This window comes from Streptomyces sp. JHA26 (assembly GCF_002005565.1).
In the GTDB taxonomy this organism is placed as follows: domain Bacteria; phylum Actinomycetota; class Actinomycetes; order Streptomycetales; family Streptomycetaceae; genus Streptomyces.
On record NZ_BDJC01000028.1, the window covers coordinates 52,116 to 67,470 of the forward strand.

Annotated in this window: 12 protein-coding genes and 1 pseudogene; 5 read left to right on the forward strand and 8 right to left on the reverse strand. The window is 73.2% G+C overall.

What is annotated here, in order from left to right:
* Positions 1 to 4: 4 nt before the first annotated feature.
* The 3 genes from ccrA to JHAT_RS18640 form a co-directional block, all read right to left on the reverse strand.
* Positions 5 to 1,342, reverse strand: a complete 1,338-nt coding sequence (ccrA, locus tag JHAT_RS18630; RefSeq protein WP_171990964.1) for a crotonyl-CoA carboxylase/reductase — start codon at positions 1,340 to 1,342, stop codon at positions 5 to 7.
* A gap of 351 nt (positions 1,343 to 1,693) precedes the next feature.
* Entirely contained in the window at positions 1,694 to 2,506 is an 813-nt protein-coding gene (locus tag JHAT_RS18635; RefSeq protein ID WP_077799375.1) for a TetR family transcriptional regulator, read from the reverse strand.
* A gap of 139 nt (positions 2,507 to 2,645) precedes the next feature.
* Positions 2,646 to 4,451 (reverse strand): 3-hydroxyacyl-CoA dehydrogenase family protein, encoded by a 1,806-nt coding sequence (locus tag JHAT_RS18640; protein WP_077799332.1) that lies wholly within the window; start codon positions 4,449 to 4,451, stop codon positions 2,646 to 2,648.
* A 384-nt stretch (positions 4,452 to 4,835) separates the two neighbouring features.
* Between JHAT_RS18640 and JHAT_RS18645 the strand changes: the two genes are divergently transcribed.
* Entirely contained in the window at positions 4,836 to 5,429 is a 594-nt protein-coding gene (locus tag JHAT_RS18645) for an adenylosuccinate lyase (protein WP_077799333.1), read from the forward strand.
* 21 nt (positions 5,430 to 5,450) lie between these two features.
* Here JHAT_RS18645 and JHAT_RS18650 read toward each other — a convergent pair whose 3' ends face one another.
* The 3 genes from JHAT_RS18650 to JHAT_RS18660 form a co-directional block, all read right to left on the reverse strand.
* Positions 5,451 to 5,978 (reverse strand): GNAT family N-acetyltransferase, encoded by a 528-nt coding sequence (locus JHAT_RS18650; protein WP_077799334.1) that lies wholly within the window; start codon positions 5,976 to 5,978, stop codon positions 5,451 to 5,453.
* Positions 5,975 to 6,373 carry a RidA family protein gene (locus tag JHAT_RS18655; RefSeq protein WP_077799335.1) on the reverse strand — a complete coding sequence of 133 codons (399 nt, stop codon included), beginning with the start codon at positions 6,371 to 6,373 and terminating at the stop codon, positions 5,975 to 5,977. The genes JHAT_RS18650 and JHAT_RS18655 overlap by 4 nt, the downstream gene beginning before the upstream one ends.
* Positions 6,374 to 6,452: 79 nt before the next feature.
* Complete coding sequence (locus tag JHAT_RS18660) at positions 6,453 to 8,030, reverse strand: alpha/beta hydrolase (RefSeq protein WP_077799376.1); 1,578 nt, start codon at positions 8,028 to 8,030, stop codon at positions 6,453 to 6,455.
* A gap of 251 nt (positions 8,031 to 8,281) precedes the next feature.
* Between JHAT_RS18660 and JHAT_RS35325 the strand changes: the two are divergent.
* Positions 8,282 to 8,437, forward strand: a pseudogene (locus JHAT_RS35325) (RidA family protein); the annotation flags it as partial.
* Position 8,438: 1 nt separating this feature from the next.
* Here JHAT_RS35325 and JHAT_RS18670 read toward each other — a convergent pair.
* Positions 8,439 to 9,275, reverse strand: a complete 837-nt coding sequence (locus JHAT_RS18670; protein ID WP_171990963.1) for a helix-turn-helix transcriptional regulator — start codon at positions 9,273 to 9,275, stop codon at positions 8,439 to 8,441.
* A gap of 325 nt (positions 9,276 to 9,600) precedes the next feature.
* Here JHAT_RS18670 and JHAT_RS18675 point away from each other — a divergent pair, with 325 nt between their 5' ends.
* Positions 9,601 to 10,770 carry an MFS transporter gene (locus tag JHAT_RS18675; RefSeq protein ID WP_253195542.1) on the forward strand — a complete coding sequence of 390 codons (1,170 nt, stop codon included), beginning with the start codon at positions 9,601 to 9,603 and terminating at the stop codon, positions 10,768 to 10,770.
* A 312-nt stretch (positions 10,771 to 11,082) separates the two neighbouring features.
* Here JHAT_RS18675 and JHAT_RS18680 read toward each other — a convergent pair whose 3' ends face one another.
* Entirely contained in the window at positions 11,083 to 12,123 is a 1,041-nt protein-coding gene (locus JHAT_RS18680; protein WP_077799338.1) for an Rv2578c family radical SAM protein, read from the reverse strand.
* A gap of 157 nt (positions 12,124 to 12,280) precedes the next feature.
* Here JHAT_RS18680 and JHAT_RS18685 point away from each other — a divergent pair, with 157 nt between their 5' ends.
* A complete protein-coding gene (locus tag JHAT_RS18685; RefSeq protein WP_077799339.1) occupies positions 12,281 to 12,724 on the forward strand; it encodes an SRPBCC family protein in 444 nt (147 codons plus the stop codon).
* 149 nt (positions 12,725 to 12,873) lie between these two features.
* On the forward strand, positions 12,874 to 15,276 hold the full coding sequence (locus JHAT_RS18690; RefSeq protein ID WP_077799340.1) for an MFS transporter: 2,403 nt from the start codon (positions 12,874 to 12,876) through the stop codon (positions 15,274 to 15,276).
* The last annotated feature ends 79 nt before the right edge of the window (positions 15,277 to 15,355 follow it).

Genomic DNA, 15,355 nt, shown 5'->3' on the forward strand with positions numbered 1-15,355 from the left:
CTCCTCAGATGTTCCGGAAGCGGTTGATGGCGTCGATGTGCCGCGCGCGCATCTCGTGGTCGCGCACGCCGAGTCCTTCCTCGGGGGCCAGGCACAGCACGCCGACCTTGCCCTGGTGGAGGTTGCGGTGGACGTCGTAGGCGGCCTGTCCGGTGTCCTCCAGGGAGTAGACCCTGGAGAGGGTCGGGTGGATCCTGCCCTTGGCGATGAGGCGGTTGGCCTCCCAGGCCTCGCGGTAGTTGGCGAAGTGCGAGCCGATGATGCGCTTCAGCGACATCCACAGGTAGCGGTTGTCGTACTCGTGCATGTAGCCCGAGGTCGAGGCGCAGGTGGTGATGGTGCCGCCCTTGCGGGTGACGTAGACGGAGGCGCCGAAGGTCTCGCGGCCGGGGTGCTCGAAGACGATGTCGATGTCCTCGCCGCCGGTCAGCTCGCGGATGCGCTTGCCGAAGCGCTTCCACTCCTTCGGGTCCTGGGTGTTCTCGTCCTTCCAGAACCGGTAGTCCTCGGCGTTGCGGTCGATGATGTGCTCGGCACCCATCTTCCGGCAGATCTCGGCCTTCTGCTCGCTGGAGACGACGCAGATCGGCGTGGCGCCGCCGGCCAGGGCGAACTGGGTGGCGTAGGAGCCGAGGCCGCCGCTCGCGCCCCAGATGAGCACGTTGTCGCCCTGCTTCATGCCGGCGCCGTTGCGGGAGACCAGCTGCCGGTAGGCGGTGGAGTTGACCAGGCCCGGGGCCGCGGCCTCCTCCCAGCTGAGGTGGCCCGGCTTGGGCATCAGCTGGTTGGACTTGACCAGGGCGATCTCGGCGAGGCCGCCGAAGTTGGTCTCGAAGCCCCAGATGCGCTGCTCGGGGTCGAGCATGGTGTCGTTGTGGCCGTCGGACGACTCGAGTTCGACGGACAGGCAGTGCGCGACGACCTCGTCGCCGGGCCGCCAGGCGTTGACGCCCGGGCCGGTGCGCAGGACGACGCCCGCGAGGTCGGAGCCGATGATGTGGTACGGCAGGTCGTGGCGCTTGGCGAGGTCGCTGGTGCGGCCGTAGCGCTCCAGGAAGCCGAACGTCGACAGCGGCTCGAAGATCGAGGTCCACACCGAGTTGTAGTTGACCGAGGAGGCCATGACGGCCACCAGGGCCTCACCGGGGCCCAGCTCGGGCAGCGGCACCTCGTCGAGGTGGATCGACTTGCGCGGGTCCTTGGCGCGGGTCTCCATGCCCGCGAACATCTCCGTCTCGTCCTTGTGCACGGTGATCGCGCGGTACGACTCGGGGAGCGGCAGCGCGGCGATGTCGGCCGGCGTGGAGTCCGGCGACTGGATCGCGTCCAGGATGTCCTTCACGGTCACGGTGTTGCCTCCGGCGGTGAGCGCCCCGAGGGAGGGGCGCTGAGGGGTACGTCGGTGCTGCAGAGGGTTGGGTGAAAGTGCCTGTGACGCAGGCGCCGGGCGCGCAGGGGATGGGTGCGGGGACAGCCCGGACACCTTCAACGTATGACACCGCGTGTCACCCCGCAAGGCACTGAGTGCCAGAAACTGCACTCAGATGAAATCTTTACGCAACAGATGAGCGATGATCGATCGAACGGGGTCCCGCGGTGGGGGGAAAAGGGGCACTGACGTGCAAAAACGGCCACCCGGTGGGTGGCCGTCGTCACAGAACGGAAAAGGGGGTCCAGGAGCGGGGAGGGGGCCTCAGCGCTCCTTGAGCACCTGCTCGATGGTGCGCATGATCTCGTGCAGCGGCGCGTCGGTGCGGGCGACCGTCACCAGCACCTCGCCCTCCACGGAGGCCGCGGAGGACTCCGGCCGCGAGGACGCCGTGCTGCGCCCGGCGCCGATGCCCGTGCCGAACGTCTTGCGCACGATCGCGAAGGCGTGGTCGAGCTGCGCCTCCACGTCGCCCTGCCCGCCCGCCCTGAGCCAGCGCCGCAGGACGTGGTTGTGGGCGGTGACCACGGCGGACGCGGCGACCTCCGCCAGCAGCGGGTCGTCGTTGGCGTCGTCGTCGTGCGCGTGCTCGTCGAAGTGGCCGAGCAGGTAGCGGGTGAAGAGGCGCTCGTAGCGGGCCACCGACGCGATCTCCGCCTCGCGCAGGGTGGGCACCTCGCGCGTGAGCTTGTAGCGGGCGACCGAGATCTCCGGCCGGGCCGCGTACATCTTCATGACCTCCTTGATGCCGCGGCACACCGTGTCGAGCGGATGCTCGTGCGCGGGCGCCGCGTTGAGCACCGCCTCGGCGCGGACCAGGGTGTCGTCGTGGTCCGGGAAGATCGCCTCTTCCTTGGAGCGGAAGTGGCGGAAGAAGGTGCGGCGTGCGACGCCGGCCGCGGCCGCGATCTCGTCGACGGTGGTCGCCTCGTACCCCTTGGTCGCGAACAGCTCCATCGCCGCGGCCGCCAGCTCCCGGCGCATTTTGAGCCGCTGGGCGGCGGCCCTGCTGCCGGCCGCGCTCTCCGGCGCGTCGGGCGTAGCTGGTGTACGTGAGGACTTGGCGGGCTGGGACATGACCCGAACGTACTGCATGTGCGCGGATCGATGTGCACCACCGGGCGTTCCCCCGCCCGCGGGGGGCGGGGGAACGCCGGCCGGATCGAGCAGTCCGCCCCAGTCCTCCTCGGACCGGAACCAGTCGCCGGGACGGGGCTCAGCGGCGGGCATGTTCGCGGAAGCCGCGGCCCGTCTTGCGGCCGAGGCAGCCCGCGGCCACCAGGTGCTCCAGCAGCGGCGCCGGGGCCAGACCCGGGTCGCGGAACTCGCGGTGCAGCACCTTCTCGATGGCCAGCGACACGTCCAGCCCGACCACGTCCAGCAGCTCGAACGGGCCCATCGGGTAGCCGCCGCCCAGCTTCATCGCCGCGTCGATGTCGTCGAGCGTCGCGTAGTGCTCCTGCACCATCTTGACCGCGTTGTTGAGGTACGGGAACAGCAGCGCGTTCACGATGAACCCGGCCCGGTCGCCGCAGTCCACGGCGTGCTTGCGGACCTTGGCGCAGACCTCGCGGACGGTGGCGTGCACGTCGTCCGCCGTGAGCACCGTGCGGACCACCTCGACCAGCTTCATGGCCGGCGCCGGGTTGAAGAAGTGCATGCCGATCACGTCCTGCGGGCGCGAGGTGGCGCGGGCGCAGGCGACGACGGGCAGGGAGGAGGTGGTGGTGGCCAGCACCGCGCCGGGCCTGCAGACCTTGTCCAGCGTGGCGAACAGCTGCCGCTTGACCTCCAGGTCCTCCGCGACCGCCTCCACGGCCAGGTCGACGTCGGCGAAGTCGTCGTACGTCCCCGTCGGCGTGATCCGCTCCAGCGTCTGGGCGGCGGCCTCGGCGGTGAGCCTGCCCTTGTCGACGCCGCGCGCCAGGGACCTGCCGATGCGGGCCTTGGCCGTCCGCGCCTTCTCCGCGCTGCGGGCGGCGAGGACGACCTCGTACCCGGCCTTGGCGAACACCTCCGCGATGCCGGACGCCATGGTGCCCGAGCCCGCGACGCCCACGGAGCGCACGGGCCGGCCGGCGACGGGGGTACCGTCCGCACGCGGGGTCAGGGCGTCCGGCACCACGACCGCGCTGCCGGGCGCCTCGTACGTGTAGAAGCCGCGGCCCGCCTTGCGGCCGGTCAGGCCGGCCTCGCCGAGCTGCTTCAGAATGGGCGCGGGGGCGTGCAGACGGTCGTGCGAGGCCGCGTACATGGCCTCCAGGACCGTGCGCGCGGTGTCCACGCCGATCAGGTCCAGCAGCGCCAGCGGCCCCATCGGCAGCCCGCAGCCGAGCCGCATCGCGGCGTCGATGTCCTCGCGGGAGGCGTAGTTCGCCTCGTACATCGCCGCGGCCTGGTTGAGGTACCCGAACAGCAGCCCGTCGGCCACGAAACCGGGCCGGTCGCCCACCGCGACGGGCTCCTTGCCGAGGTCCAGGGCGAGATCGGTGACCGCCGTGACGGCGGCCGGCGCGGTCAGCACGGAGGAGACGACCTCCACCAGCCTCATCGCCGGCGCGGGGTTGAAGAAGTGCAGGCCCAGCACCCGCTCGGGGCGGGCCGAGTCGGCGGCCAGCCGCGTCACCGACAGCGCGTTGGTGCCGGTCGCCAGGATCGCCTCGGGGCGCACGATCCCGTCCAGCTCCCGGAAGATCTGCTGCTTGATCTCGTACGACTCCGGCGCCACCTCGATGACGAGGTCGGCGTCGGCCGCGGCCCGCAGGTCGGTGGCGGTACGGATCCGGGCGAGGGCGTCGGCGCGCTCGCCCTCGGTCAGGCGGCCGCGCTCCACGGCGCGGGCGGTGGACGCCTCCAGCGCGGCGACGGCCTTCGCGGTCTGCGCCTCGCCGATGTCGATGCCGACCACGTCACGGCCGGCCCGGGCGAGGACCTCGGCGATACCGGTGCCCATCGTGCCGAGGCCGACGACGGCGACGGTGCGGAGCGGGGACAGAGGGGTGTCGGACTGGGGAGCGGCCATCGCGGGACTCCAGGAATGAGGGGTGACGACGGAACGCCCGGGTGCGCCGGGCGGCGCACCGGGTGCGTACGGAAGGGGAAGTGCGGAGTGCGGGTGTCGCCGGGCTGCATGCGCACACGCCCGGTGCCGTCCGCCGGGCGTGCACACGCCCGGGCGGCGGCGGGGTCCGACCGGCCCTGTCCCGAGGCCGGATCGCACGGCGGTGCCCGAGGCACCGAACCTGCCGATCTGTCCCACGAAGGCCGCGTCACCAGACCGTCGTGAGGGGTGCTGCGGGTGGGTGACCCGCTCGTCTGAGATTAACTCGCGGGTAACGAGCGCGCCAGCCCCCGGTGTTCGTGATGTAGCTCCCACACGGCGTGTGACCCGCCTAACCTCGGTGCCATGGACGAAGAGTTGCGAACGCTCACGGAGCGCTTACGGGCCGAGGCGGCCGCCTCCGGGACACCGGACGCCGTGGCGGCGTGCGACCGGCTCGCGGCGGCCGGGGACCACGACGCGCTGGCCGCGGTGCTCACCGAGCCCGGACAGCCGCTGTGGGCCCGGGAGCTGGCCGCGTTCCGGCTGGGGGTGGCGGGGGACCGCCGGGCCTTCGAGTCCCTGGTGCTGCTCCTCAACCACCGCGACCCGCCGCGCTGCGCCGCCGCCGCCCACGCCCTCGCCCGACTCGGCGACCCGCGCACCGCCCGCGCCGCCGCCGCCCTCGCCACCAACGAACTGCGCGTCGCCTACGCCCTGCACCCGGTGCGCCTGCTGGTCGAACTGCGCGCCCCGGAGGCGGTGCCCGCGCTGATCACCACCCTGCAGCGCCGGCTGCGCCCGCACGACCCGTACCGGCGCGTGGCACTGGCCTGCGTCGAAGGGCTCGGCTCGCTCGGCGACGAACGGGCCGCGCCCGTGCTGAAGGACGCCCTCGCCCACCCGGCGCTGGCCGAGGCGGCGGTGCGGGCGCTGGCGCGGATCCCGGGGCAGCGGTGAGCCGCCGGCCGGTGCGTGCCGTCAGCCGGTGAGCGGCCTGGCGTACCGCACCTCGGGCACCGCGACGCCGTCCACGTCGGACGACTCCACGGCGCCGTCGGCGCGGAAACCGGCCCGCTCGTAGAAACGCCGGGCGCGGGCGTTGCCCTCGAGCACCCACAGCAGCATCCGCGGGTGCCCGGCGGCGGCGCACCGGCGCACCGACTCACCGAGCAGGGCCCGTCCGACACCGCTGCCGAGACGCCCGGAGTCGACGTAGATCGCGTACAACTCGGCGTCCTCGGTGCGCCGTTCGCCCTCCCGGTACGGTCCGTGGCAGGCCCAGCCGACGAGGTCGCCGGCGTCGTCCTCCGCGACCAGGTTCACCGGGCCGGCCGGTGCCCGGGCGAAGAGGGCGCGGCGCCGCCCGGCGTCCTCGGCGACGCTGAGCCCGTCGAGGTGGGACTGCGGCATCAGTCCCCGGTACGCCGACTGCCAGCCCCGCACGCGGATCTCGGAGACGCGGTCGCAGTCGGCGAGCGTCATCTCCCGCACGCGCGGCCCGCTCACGGGGCGACCACCGCGAACGCCTCGATCTCCATCAGGAACTCCGGCCGCACCAGCGAGGCGACCTGCACCGCCGAGGCGGCCGGCAGCCGGTCGTCGGGTATGTGCTCGGCGCGGGCCGCGCGGATCGCGGGCAGGTGCGCCATGTCCGTGACGAAGAAGGTCAGCTTCACCACGTCGTCGAAGCCGGCACCGGCCGCGGACAGGCAGCGCCGCAGGTTCTCGAAGACCTGGCGGGCCTGGGCCGCCGCGTCGCCCTCGCCGACGATCCGGCCCTCCTCGTCCAGCGCGAGCTGGCCGGAGACGGCCACGAACCGCCCCGTGCCGAGGACGACGTGGCTGTACTGGGCGGCGGGCGCGACGCCGTCGGGGGCGGCGATCCGGGTCAGCTCGTTCATGCCTCCATGGTGGACCATGGCACCGACAACGCCCCGACGGCCCGTCAGCCGCCCTCGGCGCCCTGTCCCGCCGGACCGCTCACCCCCGGAAGCCGAGCAGGCCGTGCAGCGTGGAGCCGCGCGAGGACGTCGACGCCGCCTTGGAGTCCAGCGGCTCCGGGGCGGGCAGCGCCGCGCACACGGCGTCGGCCTCGCCGTCGCCGCGCGGCACGGTGCCGTCGGCCAGGTAGGCGGCCAGATGCTCGTCCAGGCAGGCGTTCCCGCTCAGCGTGATGCCGTGGTTGCCGCCGCCCCGCTCGACGACCAGGCTGGAGTCGCGCAGCAGCCGGTGCACCGTGACGCCTCCCTCGTACGGGGTGGCCGCGTCACCCGTCGCCTGGAACAGGAGCGCGGGCGGCAGCTGCTGGTTGGCGACGTCCACCGCCTGCCGCGAGGCCGTCGGCCAGAAGGCGCACGGCGCGTTGTACCAGGCGTTGTTCCAGGTCATGAACGGCGCCTTCTCGTACACGTCCCAGTTGTCCTCGCGCCACCGGTCCCAGTCACGCGGCCAGTCGGCGTCGCGGCACTGCACCGAGGTGTAGATGCTGTAGCCGTTGTCGCCGGAGGCGTCCGGGGCGCCGAAGTCCTCGTACGCCTCGACGAGCGGGGCGGCGTTCCGGTCGTTGACGTACGCCGCGAACGCCTCCGCCAGGTAGGGCCAGTAGCCGTTGTAGTAGCCGCCCGGCAGGAAGGTGTCCTCCAGTTCCGCGGGGCCCACCCTGCCCCCGGCCGGGTTCTTCGCGAGCGCCGCCCGCATCCCGTACCACGCGGCCTCGATCCGCTCCGGGTCGGTGCCGAGCCCGTACGTCGAGTCGTACGTGGCGATCCAGGCCATGAAGGCGCGGTGGCGGTCATTGAAGGCGAGGTCCTGGTTGAGGTTGGCGTCGTACCAGACGTCGGTCGGGTCGACGACCGAGTCCAGGACCAGGCGCCGCACCCGCTCCGGGTGCAGCTTGGCGTAGACGGCGCCCAGGTAGGTGCCGTAGGAGTAACCGAAGTAGTTGATCCTCTCCGCGCCCAGCGCCTGCCGGATCACGTCCAGGTCCCGCGCGGCGCTGACGGTGTCGAGGTGGGGCAGGACGTCCGCGTACTTCGCGCCGCAGGCCCGCGCGAAGGACTCGGCGCGGGTGAGGTTGGCCCGCTCGACGGCCGGTGAGGTGGGCAGCGTGTCGGGGCGCACCGCGGCGAAGTGACCCGGACGGCAGTCCAGGGCCGGCTCGCTCCTGCCGACCCCCCTCGGGTCGAACCCGATGACGTCGTACTGGGCGGCCACCTTCTTGGGCAGCGACGACGCCACGAACCCGGCGAGCGTCAGACCGCTGCCGCCGGGCCCGCCGGGGTTGACCAGCAACGGCCCCTGGTACGTCTTCGCCGTGTGCGGAACGCGGGACAGGGCCAGGGTGATCCGCCTCCCGTCCGGGCGGGCGTGGTCGAGCGGCACCGTGAGCGACGCGCACTGGAGGGCCGGGTAGTCGTCCGTGCCGCACTTCTTCCAGGTGAGCCCCGTCGCCCGCGGGGTGGGGGCGGGCAGCGGGGCACCGGCCTCGGCGGGGACGGCCGTGACGGCACCGGCCGCGAGGACGGCGGCGCCGCACAGCACGGCTGCGCGTTGTCTCATGGAGGCTCCCAGGACGGAGAGGCTGACGGAGAGGCCGCGGTCCGCGTGGCTCACGGTCCTCGCCGCATCGTCCCGGGGAACGCCCCCGGAGGAACGCGTTCCGTCCGTACGTGACCCGATTGGGCCGCCGGATGCCCTCGAATGCCCCCGGAGGCCGCGTGTGCCGCAGGGGGCGGCGACCGCGGCGGCGCGGTCGCGCGGGGGACGCGCAGCCACTGCGGGGCCAGGACCTCCGCGTCCGTCCCGCCGGGGCCGGCACGTCCCTCGCGCACCTCGTCCGGCTCGACGTCCGCACGACCGACGTCGACCTGCTCCCGCGGCACCACGGCGTGCCGGCGGCAAGGCCGGGCGCCGCCGCGGTCGCCCCCACGACCACGGTGCCCGGCGTGACCCGACCCCCTGCGCCGCTCACCCGCTCGCCTGCAGCAGGCGCAGGGCCTCCTCGGAGTCCCGGTCGTCGGGCAGGTAGGCCAGGAAGTGGTGACCGGGCTCGTCCACGGCGGCCAACTTCACGTACCGCAGGCGTAGTTCCCCCACGTCAGGGTGGTGGAAGCGGCGGACCGAGGGATGGAACCCGGCCGTTTCCCGGCGCTCGTACCAACGGGCCGCGTCGTCGTCCGCCAGCAGTTCGCCGATGAGTTCGGCGAACCGCGGATCGTCCGGCCGGCGGGCGGCCCGGGCCCGGAACTGGCCGAGCAGGGCGCGGGCCTCGCGCTCCCAGTCGGGGAGCAGGGTGCGCGCCGGCGGCCAGCGGAACACCAGCCAGAGGAGGTTGCGCTGCTTGGGGCGCAGCCGCGCCGGATCGGTCAGCAACGCCGCGTACCCGGCGTTCCACGCCAGCAGGTCCCAGTGCGGGTCGAGCACCACGGCCGGGTGCGGCGCCATGGACTGCACCAGAGTGAGCAGGTTGCGCGACACCCAGGTGGGGACGTCGGCGGGTGGCCCGCTCTCCTCCACGAACGACAGGACGTGTGCGGTTTCCGCGGTGTCCAGCCGAAGAACCCGCGACACCGCGCGCAGCACTTGCTCCGAGGTGCGTACCCGGCCCTGTTCGAGCCACGTGTACCAGGAGACGCTGACGCCCGCGAGCTGCGCGACCTCGGCCCGCCGCAGCCCCGGGGTCCGGCGGCCCGGGGCGTCCGCCAGGCCCATGTCCTTCGGCGTCAGCCGTTCACGGCGGGACCGCAGGAAGGCCCCCAGTTCATGGCGGGGGGACTCGCCCGGCGGCAGGGGCGCGGCGGTCACCGGCCACCCCGCCCTCGGCCGGCCCCGGCCGCCGAGGAACCACGGTCCGCAAGGGCCGGTGCGCACCTGTCCGAGGGCGACAGCCCGCCGCGCGTCATCATGCTCCCCTCGGGCGACGGGCGTCCGCCCGAACGCGGGCGCCCTCCTGTGATGCTGCCGTCAGCGGGCGCGATGCCGAACCGGCAGGCTGTGAGTGAGGGTAATAGCCGGCGCACCCCGTCCGGCGGGGCCCGGTGCTGGACTGATGACGGACCGCGTCCGCCCGGAACCGGTCCCCTCGGCCACCCGCTCTCGTCGGACCCTCCCGGAAGGAAGCGCCCACCCCGTGACCACCACAGCGCCGGTACCGGCGGCAACCCTGCCCGCGTCCTCCTTGCGGCTGTTGCGCGCCGCCGGATTCGTCAGCAACTTCGACCGCTTCTGCATCGCGCCCATGCTGGTCCTCATAGGCCCTGGGCTCGGGGTCCCGCTGCCCACCGTGGTGCTGGCCGCGAGCGGCTACTACCTCGCGTACGGACTGATGCAGCCGGTGTGGGGGGTGGCCGGCGACCGCTGGGGCCGCGTACGGGTGATGCGGATCTCGCTGACCGGCGCGGCCCTGGCCGCGTCGGCCTCGGCCCTCGCTCCCGACGCCTCCGTGCTGATCGGAGCCCGCGCCTCGGCCGGCGCCTTCTTCGCCGCCTCCATCGCCGCCTCCCTGACGTACGTGGGCGACACGGTGCCCCCCGAGATCCGGCAGCGCCCCCTCAGCGAGCTGATGACCGCCTTCGCGCTGGGCACCGCCGTGGCCACGGTCGTCGCCGGGGCGCTGGCGCACTACCTCACATGGCGACTGGTGTTCGCGCTGCCAGGTCTCCTCGCCGCCTGCCTGGTGGTGGCCCTGCGCCGCCTGCCCGAGCCCGAACGCGCCCCCTGCGGATCGCTGCTGGCGCCCTTCCGCGTGGTCCTGTCGTCGCCGTGGCAGTGGTACGTCATGGCCGTGGCGATGCTGGAGGGGGCGGTGCTCCTCGGCTTCCTCACCTACCTGGCCCCGGCTCTGGAGGCACGGGGAGTTCCCCCCACCTCGGCCGGCGCGGTCGCGGCCCTCTACGGGGTCGGCTCCATGGCCGCGGCCCAGGTGGTGAAGCGGCTCGTCGGCCGGTGGCCCCCGGCCGGCCTGATCGTGGCCGGCGGGGTGCAGATGGCCGGGGCGTACCTGCTCGCCGGCTACAGCCAGTCCACCGGGGCGCTCGTCGTGGTCGCCCTGCTCCTCGGAGGCGGCTGGTCCTTCATGCACTCCACGATCCAGTCCTGGGCGACGACGCTGTCCCCGGCGGCCCGTGCAACGGGCGTGGCCATGTTCGGTGTCGCCCTGTACGTGGGCAGCGCGGTGGCCGGCGGGCTGGCGGCCTCCACGGCTCAGGCGCACGAGTACCGCTCCTTGTTCTGGCTGGCGGCGCTCCTGACCGTGCCCTTGACGGTGGCCGCGGCGGTGGGCCGGGCGCGCTGTCGCTGAGAGAGGCCGGCACGTCGGCCGGGACGCCTGTCGCGGGCCTCGATCTCCGATCCCGCCCACACGACGACGTCGGCCGATGCGCGGAGGGTGCGCGCCGGGCGTCCCGGTACCGGTACCGGTCCTCCTGCCGACGCCGGAGCCCGGGGTGCGGACCAGCGCGCTCGACGGGGCCGGGCCGCGCACGCCGGTGGAACGTGGCGTCGTCCGGTCCGGTCGGGACCCGGTGCGCGGGCGGTCCGTTCGGTGTGCGCTCACGAGGGAGAGGGGCTCGGGCCCGAGGGCGCGGCCGCGTCCGTTCCCCTCACATGCCCCTCACATGAACGACAGCTGGACGGGCTCCGTCGCAGCAGGCGTGCCCGCGTGCTCCGCCCCCTGGATCCGGCGCGGCATCCCCGGACGCGTCGGACCGATGCCGTACTCCTGGGCGAGGGCGTGCACCTGGCCGGTGATGCGGCGCTGGTACCACTTCGGGGCGTAGGCGCCCTCGGCGTACAGGCGTTCGTAGCGGCGCACCAGGTGCGGGTGGTGCCGCCCGAGCCAGGTCATGAACCACTCCCGTGCGCCCGGGCGCAGATGGAGGACCAGGGGGGTGACCGAGGTGGCGCCGGACGCGGCGACGGCGCGGACCGTGGCGCGCAGCTGCGCCGGTTCGTCGCCGAGGAAGGGGACGACCGGCGCCATCAGCACCCCGCAGTCGATGCCGTGCTCGGTCAGGGTCCGGACGACGTCCAGCCGGCGTTCCGGTGCGGGTGTGCCCGGCTCCACCGTGCGCCACAGGTCGGCGTCGGTGAAGCCGACCGAGACGGAGATGCCGACGTCCGTGACGCGTGCCGCCCGGGTCAGCAGGTCCAGGTCGCGCAGGATCAGCGTGCCCTTGGTGAGGACCGAGAAGGGGTTCGCGCGTTCCGTGAGGGCCTCGATGATGCCCGGCATCAGGCGGTAGCGGCCCTCGGCGCGCTGGTAGCAGTCGACGTTGGTGCCCATCGCCACGTGCTCGCCCTGCCAGCGGCGGGAGGCCAGCTGACGGCGCAGCAGGTCGGGGGCGTTCACCTTGACGACGATCTGCGAGTCGAAGCCGAGGCCCGTGTCGAGGTCCAGGTAGCTGTGCGTCTTGCGCGCGAAGCAGTAGACGCACGCGTGCGAGCAGCCCCGGTACGGGTTCACCGTCCATTCGAACGGCATCCGCGAGGCGCCCGGCACCCGGTTGAGGATCGAACGGGCCCTCACCTCGTGGAAGGTGATGCCGTGGAACTCGGGCGTGTCGAAGGTGCGGGTGACCACCGCGTCCGCGCCGAACAGGGCCGGGTCCGCGACCCGGGCGTGGTCGGAGTCCGTGAGGTTCTCCCAGCGCATGACGCCTCCTCGGTAGCACTCCGCACAGAATAGAACACTTGTTCCCTTGATCGTGCGGACGAGTCGCGCGGGGCCGGTTCGCGCCCCCCGATTTGGTGGCCGGGCAGCGGGGTGGTTGGCTTGCCCCGATCCCGAGAACCAGCCCTGGAGGAACCCGATGGCGCAGGTCGAGGCCACGACGGAGCGGATCGTCGCCGCGGACGCGGAGACGGTGTTCGACGCTCTCGCCGACTACAGCGGCACGCGCGAGAAGCTGCTCCCCGAGCACTTCAGCGAGTACGAGGTCCGCGAGGGCGGTGACGGCGAGGGCACCCTCGTCCACTGGAAGCTCCAGGCCACCAGCAAGCGCGTCCGCGACTGCCTGCTGGAAGTCGCTGAGCCGAACGACGGCGAGCTCGTCGAGAAGGACCGCAACTCCTCCATGGTCACCACCTGGCGGGTCACCCCGGCCGGCGAGGGCAGGTCCCGGGTCGTGGTCACCAGCACCTGGAAGGGCGCCGGCGGCATCGGCGGCTTCTTCGAGAGGACCTTCGCGCCCAAGGGGCTCGCCCGGATCTACGACGCGATGCTCGCCAAGCTCGCCGCCGAGGTGGAGAAGTAGTCAACAGGCCCTTCGAATAAGGGTGTTGGCGGTCTCACCGGTTCGAGTGATCCTCGGCTGATCGCGTCGTACGCCGTAACTTGTCGCACTTGCTCGTAGTTGTCGCCTCCGGCGGCAAAAGTGAGCAGGTGCGACGAGGGGAGCGGGACGTGGGCGGGATCACTCTGGTGCAGGACGAACCGGTCACCGCACCACCCCCGGAGGCCCTCGAGGCCCCCACTCCCGAGCCGGAGCGGGAGGACGGGCTCAGCCCGCGCCGGGTACGGCTGGTCTTCGTCGGACTGATGCTGGCGCTGCTGCTCGCCGCGCTGGAGCAGATGATCGTCGCCACCGCGCTGCCGAAGATCGTCGGCGAGCTGCACGGCCTGGACAAGATGTCCTGGGCGATCACCGCCTATCTGCTCACCTCCACCGTCGGACTGCCGATCTACGGCAAGCTCGGCGACCTCTTCGGCCGCAAGGGCGTCTTCCAGTTCGCCATCCTGGTCTTCGTCGTCGGCTCGGCCCTCGCCGGGCGCGCGCAGACCATGGACCAGCTGATCGCCTTCCGCGCCGTGCAGGGGGTCGGCGCCGGCGGCCTGATGATCGGCGTGCAGGCGATCATCGCCGACATCGTGCCGCCCAGGGAGCGCGGCCGGTTCATGGGCCTGATCGGCGCCGCCTTCGGACTCGCCTCGGTCGCCGGACCCCTGCTGGGCGGTTACTTCACCGACCACCTCTCCTGGCGCTGGTGCTTCTACGTCAACGTGCCCTTCGGCCTGGTCACCATGGCCGTCGTCGCCGTCGTCCTGAAACTGCCCAGGCCCCGCGTCAAGCCCCGCCTGGACTTCCTCGGCGCCCTGCTGCTCGCCGCCGCCTCCACCTGCCTGGTACTGCTCACCAGCTGGGGCGGCACCGAGTACGCGTGGGACTCGGAGGTCATCCTCGGCCTGGCCGCCGGCGCGGTCGCGACGGCCGTCCTCTTCCTGGTCGCCGAGCGCTTCGCGCCCGAACCGCTGATCCCGCTGCGGCTGTTCCGGGACTCCGTCTTCAACGTCACCGCGCTGGTCGGCCTCGTCGTCGGCGTCGCCCTGTTCGGTGCCGCCAGCTACCTGCCGACCTTCCTGCAGATGGTCGACGGCGCCACCGCCACCGAGTCCGGCCTGCTGATGCTCCCCATGATGGGCGGCATCGTCGGCGCCTCGATCGTCTCCGGGCAGCTCATCAGCCGCACCGGCCGCTACAAGGTCTACCCGGTCCTCGGCGGCGTCCTGTCCGTCCTCGGCATGTGGCTGCTCTCCCGCCTCGACGCCGACACGCCCCGGTCGCACTACAGCGTCTGGATGGCCGTCCTCGGCGCCGGCATCGGCATGGTGATGCCGGTCCTGGTCCTCGCCGTGCAGAACTCCGTGCGCCCCACCGACCTCGGCACCGCCACCAGCGCCAACAACTACTTCCGGCAGATCGGCGGCAGCGTCGGCGCCGCGGTCTTCGGCACGCTCTTCGCCGGTCGGCTCACCGACGCCCTGGCCGACCGCGTGCCCGCCGGCGCGGGCACCGGCCTGCCCGACGCCGAGTCCATCACCCCGCAGCTCGTCCGCACCCTGCCCCCGGCGCTGCGCGACGCCTACATCGAGGCGTACGCCGACGCCATGCCGCGCATCTTCCTGTACCTGGTGCCGGTCCTCGTCCTCGGCCTGCTCATCGCCTTCTTCCTCAAGGAGAAACCACTGGTGTCCCACAACGCCCCCGTCACCGAGCCCGAGACCACCCAGCCCACCGCCCAGGTCCCCCAGGCCCGCTCGCCGTACACCGCCGGCATCCCCGTCTGCGGCACGGTGCAGCACCCCGACGGCACCGTGGTGCCCCGCGCCGCGCTCACCCTCATCGACGTCGGCGGCCAGCAGATCGGCCGCGGCGCCAGCGGCGACGACGGGCGGTACGCGCTGGCCACGCCCGGCTCCGGGTCGTACGTCCTGATCGCCGCCGCCGGCGGCCACCAGCCGCAGGCAGTCTCCGTGACCGTGGGCGAGCGGCCGGTCGAGCTGGACGTGGTCCTCGGCGGCGCCGGGCGCCTGGCCGGCTGTGTCGTCACCGCCGACGGCAGCCCCGTCCGGGACGCGATCGTCACCCTCACCAACGTCCACGGCGAGGTCGTGGCCACCACCCGCAGCGCCCGCGAGGGCGGTTACGTCATCACCGAGCTGGTCGCCGGCGAGTACACCCTCGCCGCCAGCGCGCCCGCCTTCCGCCCGGCCGCCCTGCCGGTCAGCGTCCAGGCCGCCCGCGAGACCCGGCAGGACGTCGAACTGGCCGGCGGGGCCGTCCTGCGGGGCACCGTGCGGGCCAGCGGCGGACGGGCCGTGGAGGACGCCAGGGTGACGCTCCTCGACGCGGCCGGGAACGTCGTGGACACGCTGACCACCGGCCCCGACGGCACCTTCCGCTTCGTCGACCTGTCGTCCGGCGAGTACACCGTCATCGCCGCGGGCTACCCGCCCGTCGCCACCGTGCTCCAGGTGGCGGGCGGCGGCCGCACCGAACGCGACCTCCAGCTCGGGCACGAGGACTGACACCCACGGGCAGCGCCGGCGCGGGGCGTGACGTGGCCCGCCCGGCGACGACCCACGGGTGCGGTCCCGTGCCGGCCCA

Excerpts from the sequence above, each read along its gene's own strand:
- JHAT_RS18680 (WP_077799338.1), bottom strand. The coding sequence starts at position 12,123 with ATGCGCTGGGAGAACCTCACGGACTCCGACCACGCCCGGGTCGCGGAC.
- JHAT_RS18655 (WP_077799335.1), bottom strand. The coding sequence starts at position 6,373 with ATGAACGAGCTGACCCGGATCGCCGCCCCCGACGGCGTCGCGCCCGCC.
- JHAT_RS18660 (WP_077799376.1), bottom strand. The coding sequence starts at position 8,030 with ATGAGACAACGCGCAGCCGTGCTGTGCGGCGCCGCCGTCCTCGCGGCC.
- JHAT_RS18645 (WP_077799333.1), top strand. The coding sequence starts at position 4,836 with ATGGACGAAGAGTTGCGAACGCTCACGGAGCGCTTACGGGCCGAGGCG.
- JHAT_RS18635 (WP_077799375.1), bottom strand. The coding sequence starts at position 2,506 with ATGTCCCAGCCCGCCAAGTCCTCACGTACACCAGCTACGCCCGACGCG.
- JHAT_RS18640 (WP_077799332.1), bottom strand. The coding sequence starts at position 4,451 with ATGGCCGCTCCCCAGTCCGACACCCCTCTGTCCCCGCTCCGCACCGTC.
- JHAT_RS18685 (WP_077799339.1), top strand. The coding sequence starts at position 12,281 with ATGGCGCAGGTCGAGGCCACGACGGAGCGGATCGTCGCCGCGGACGCG.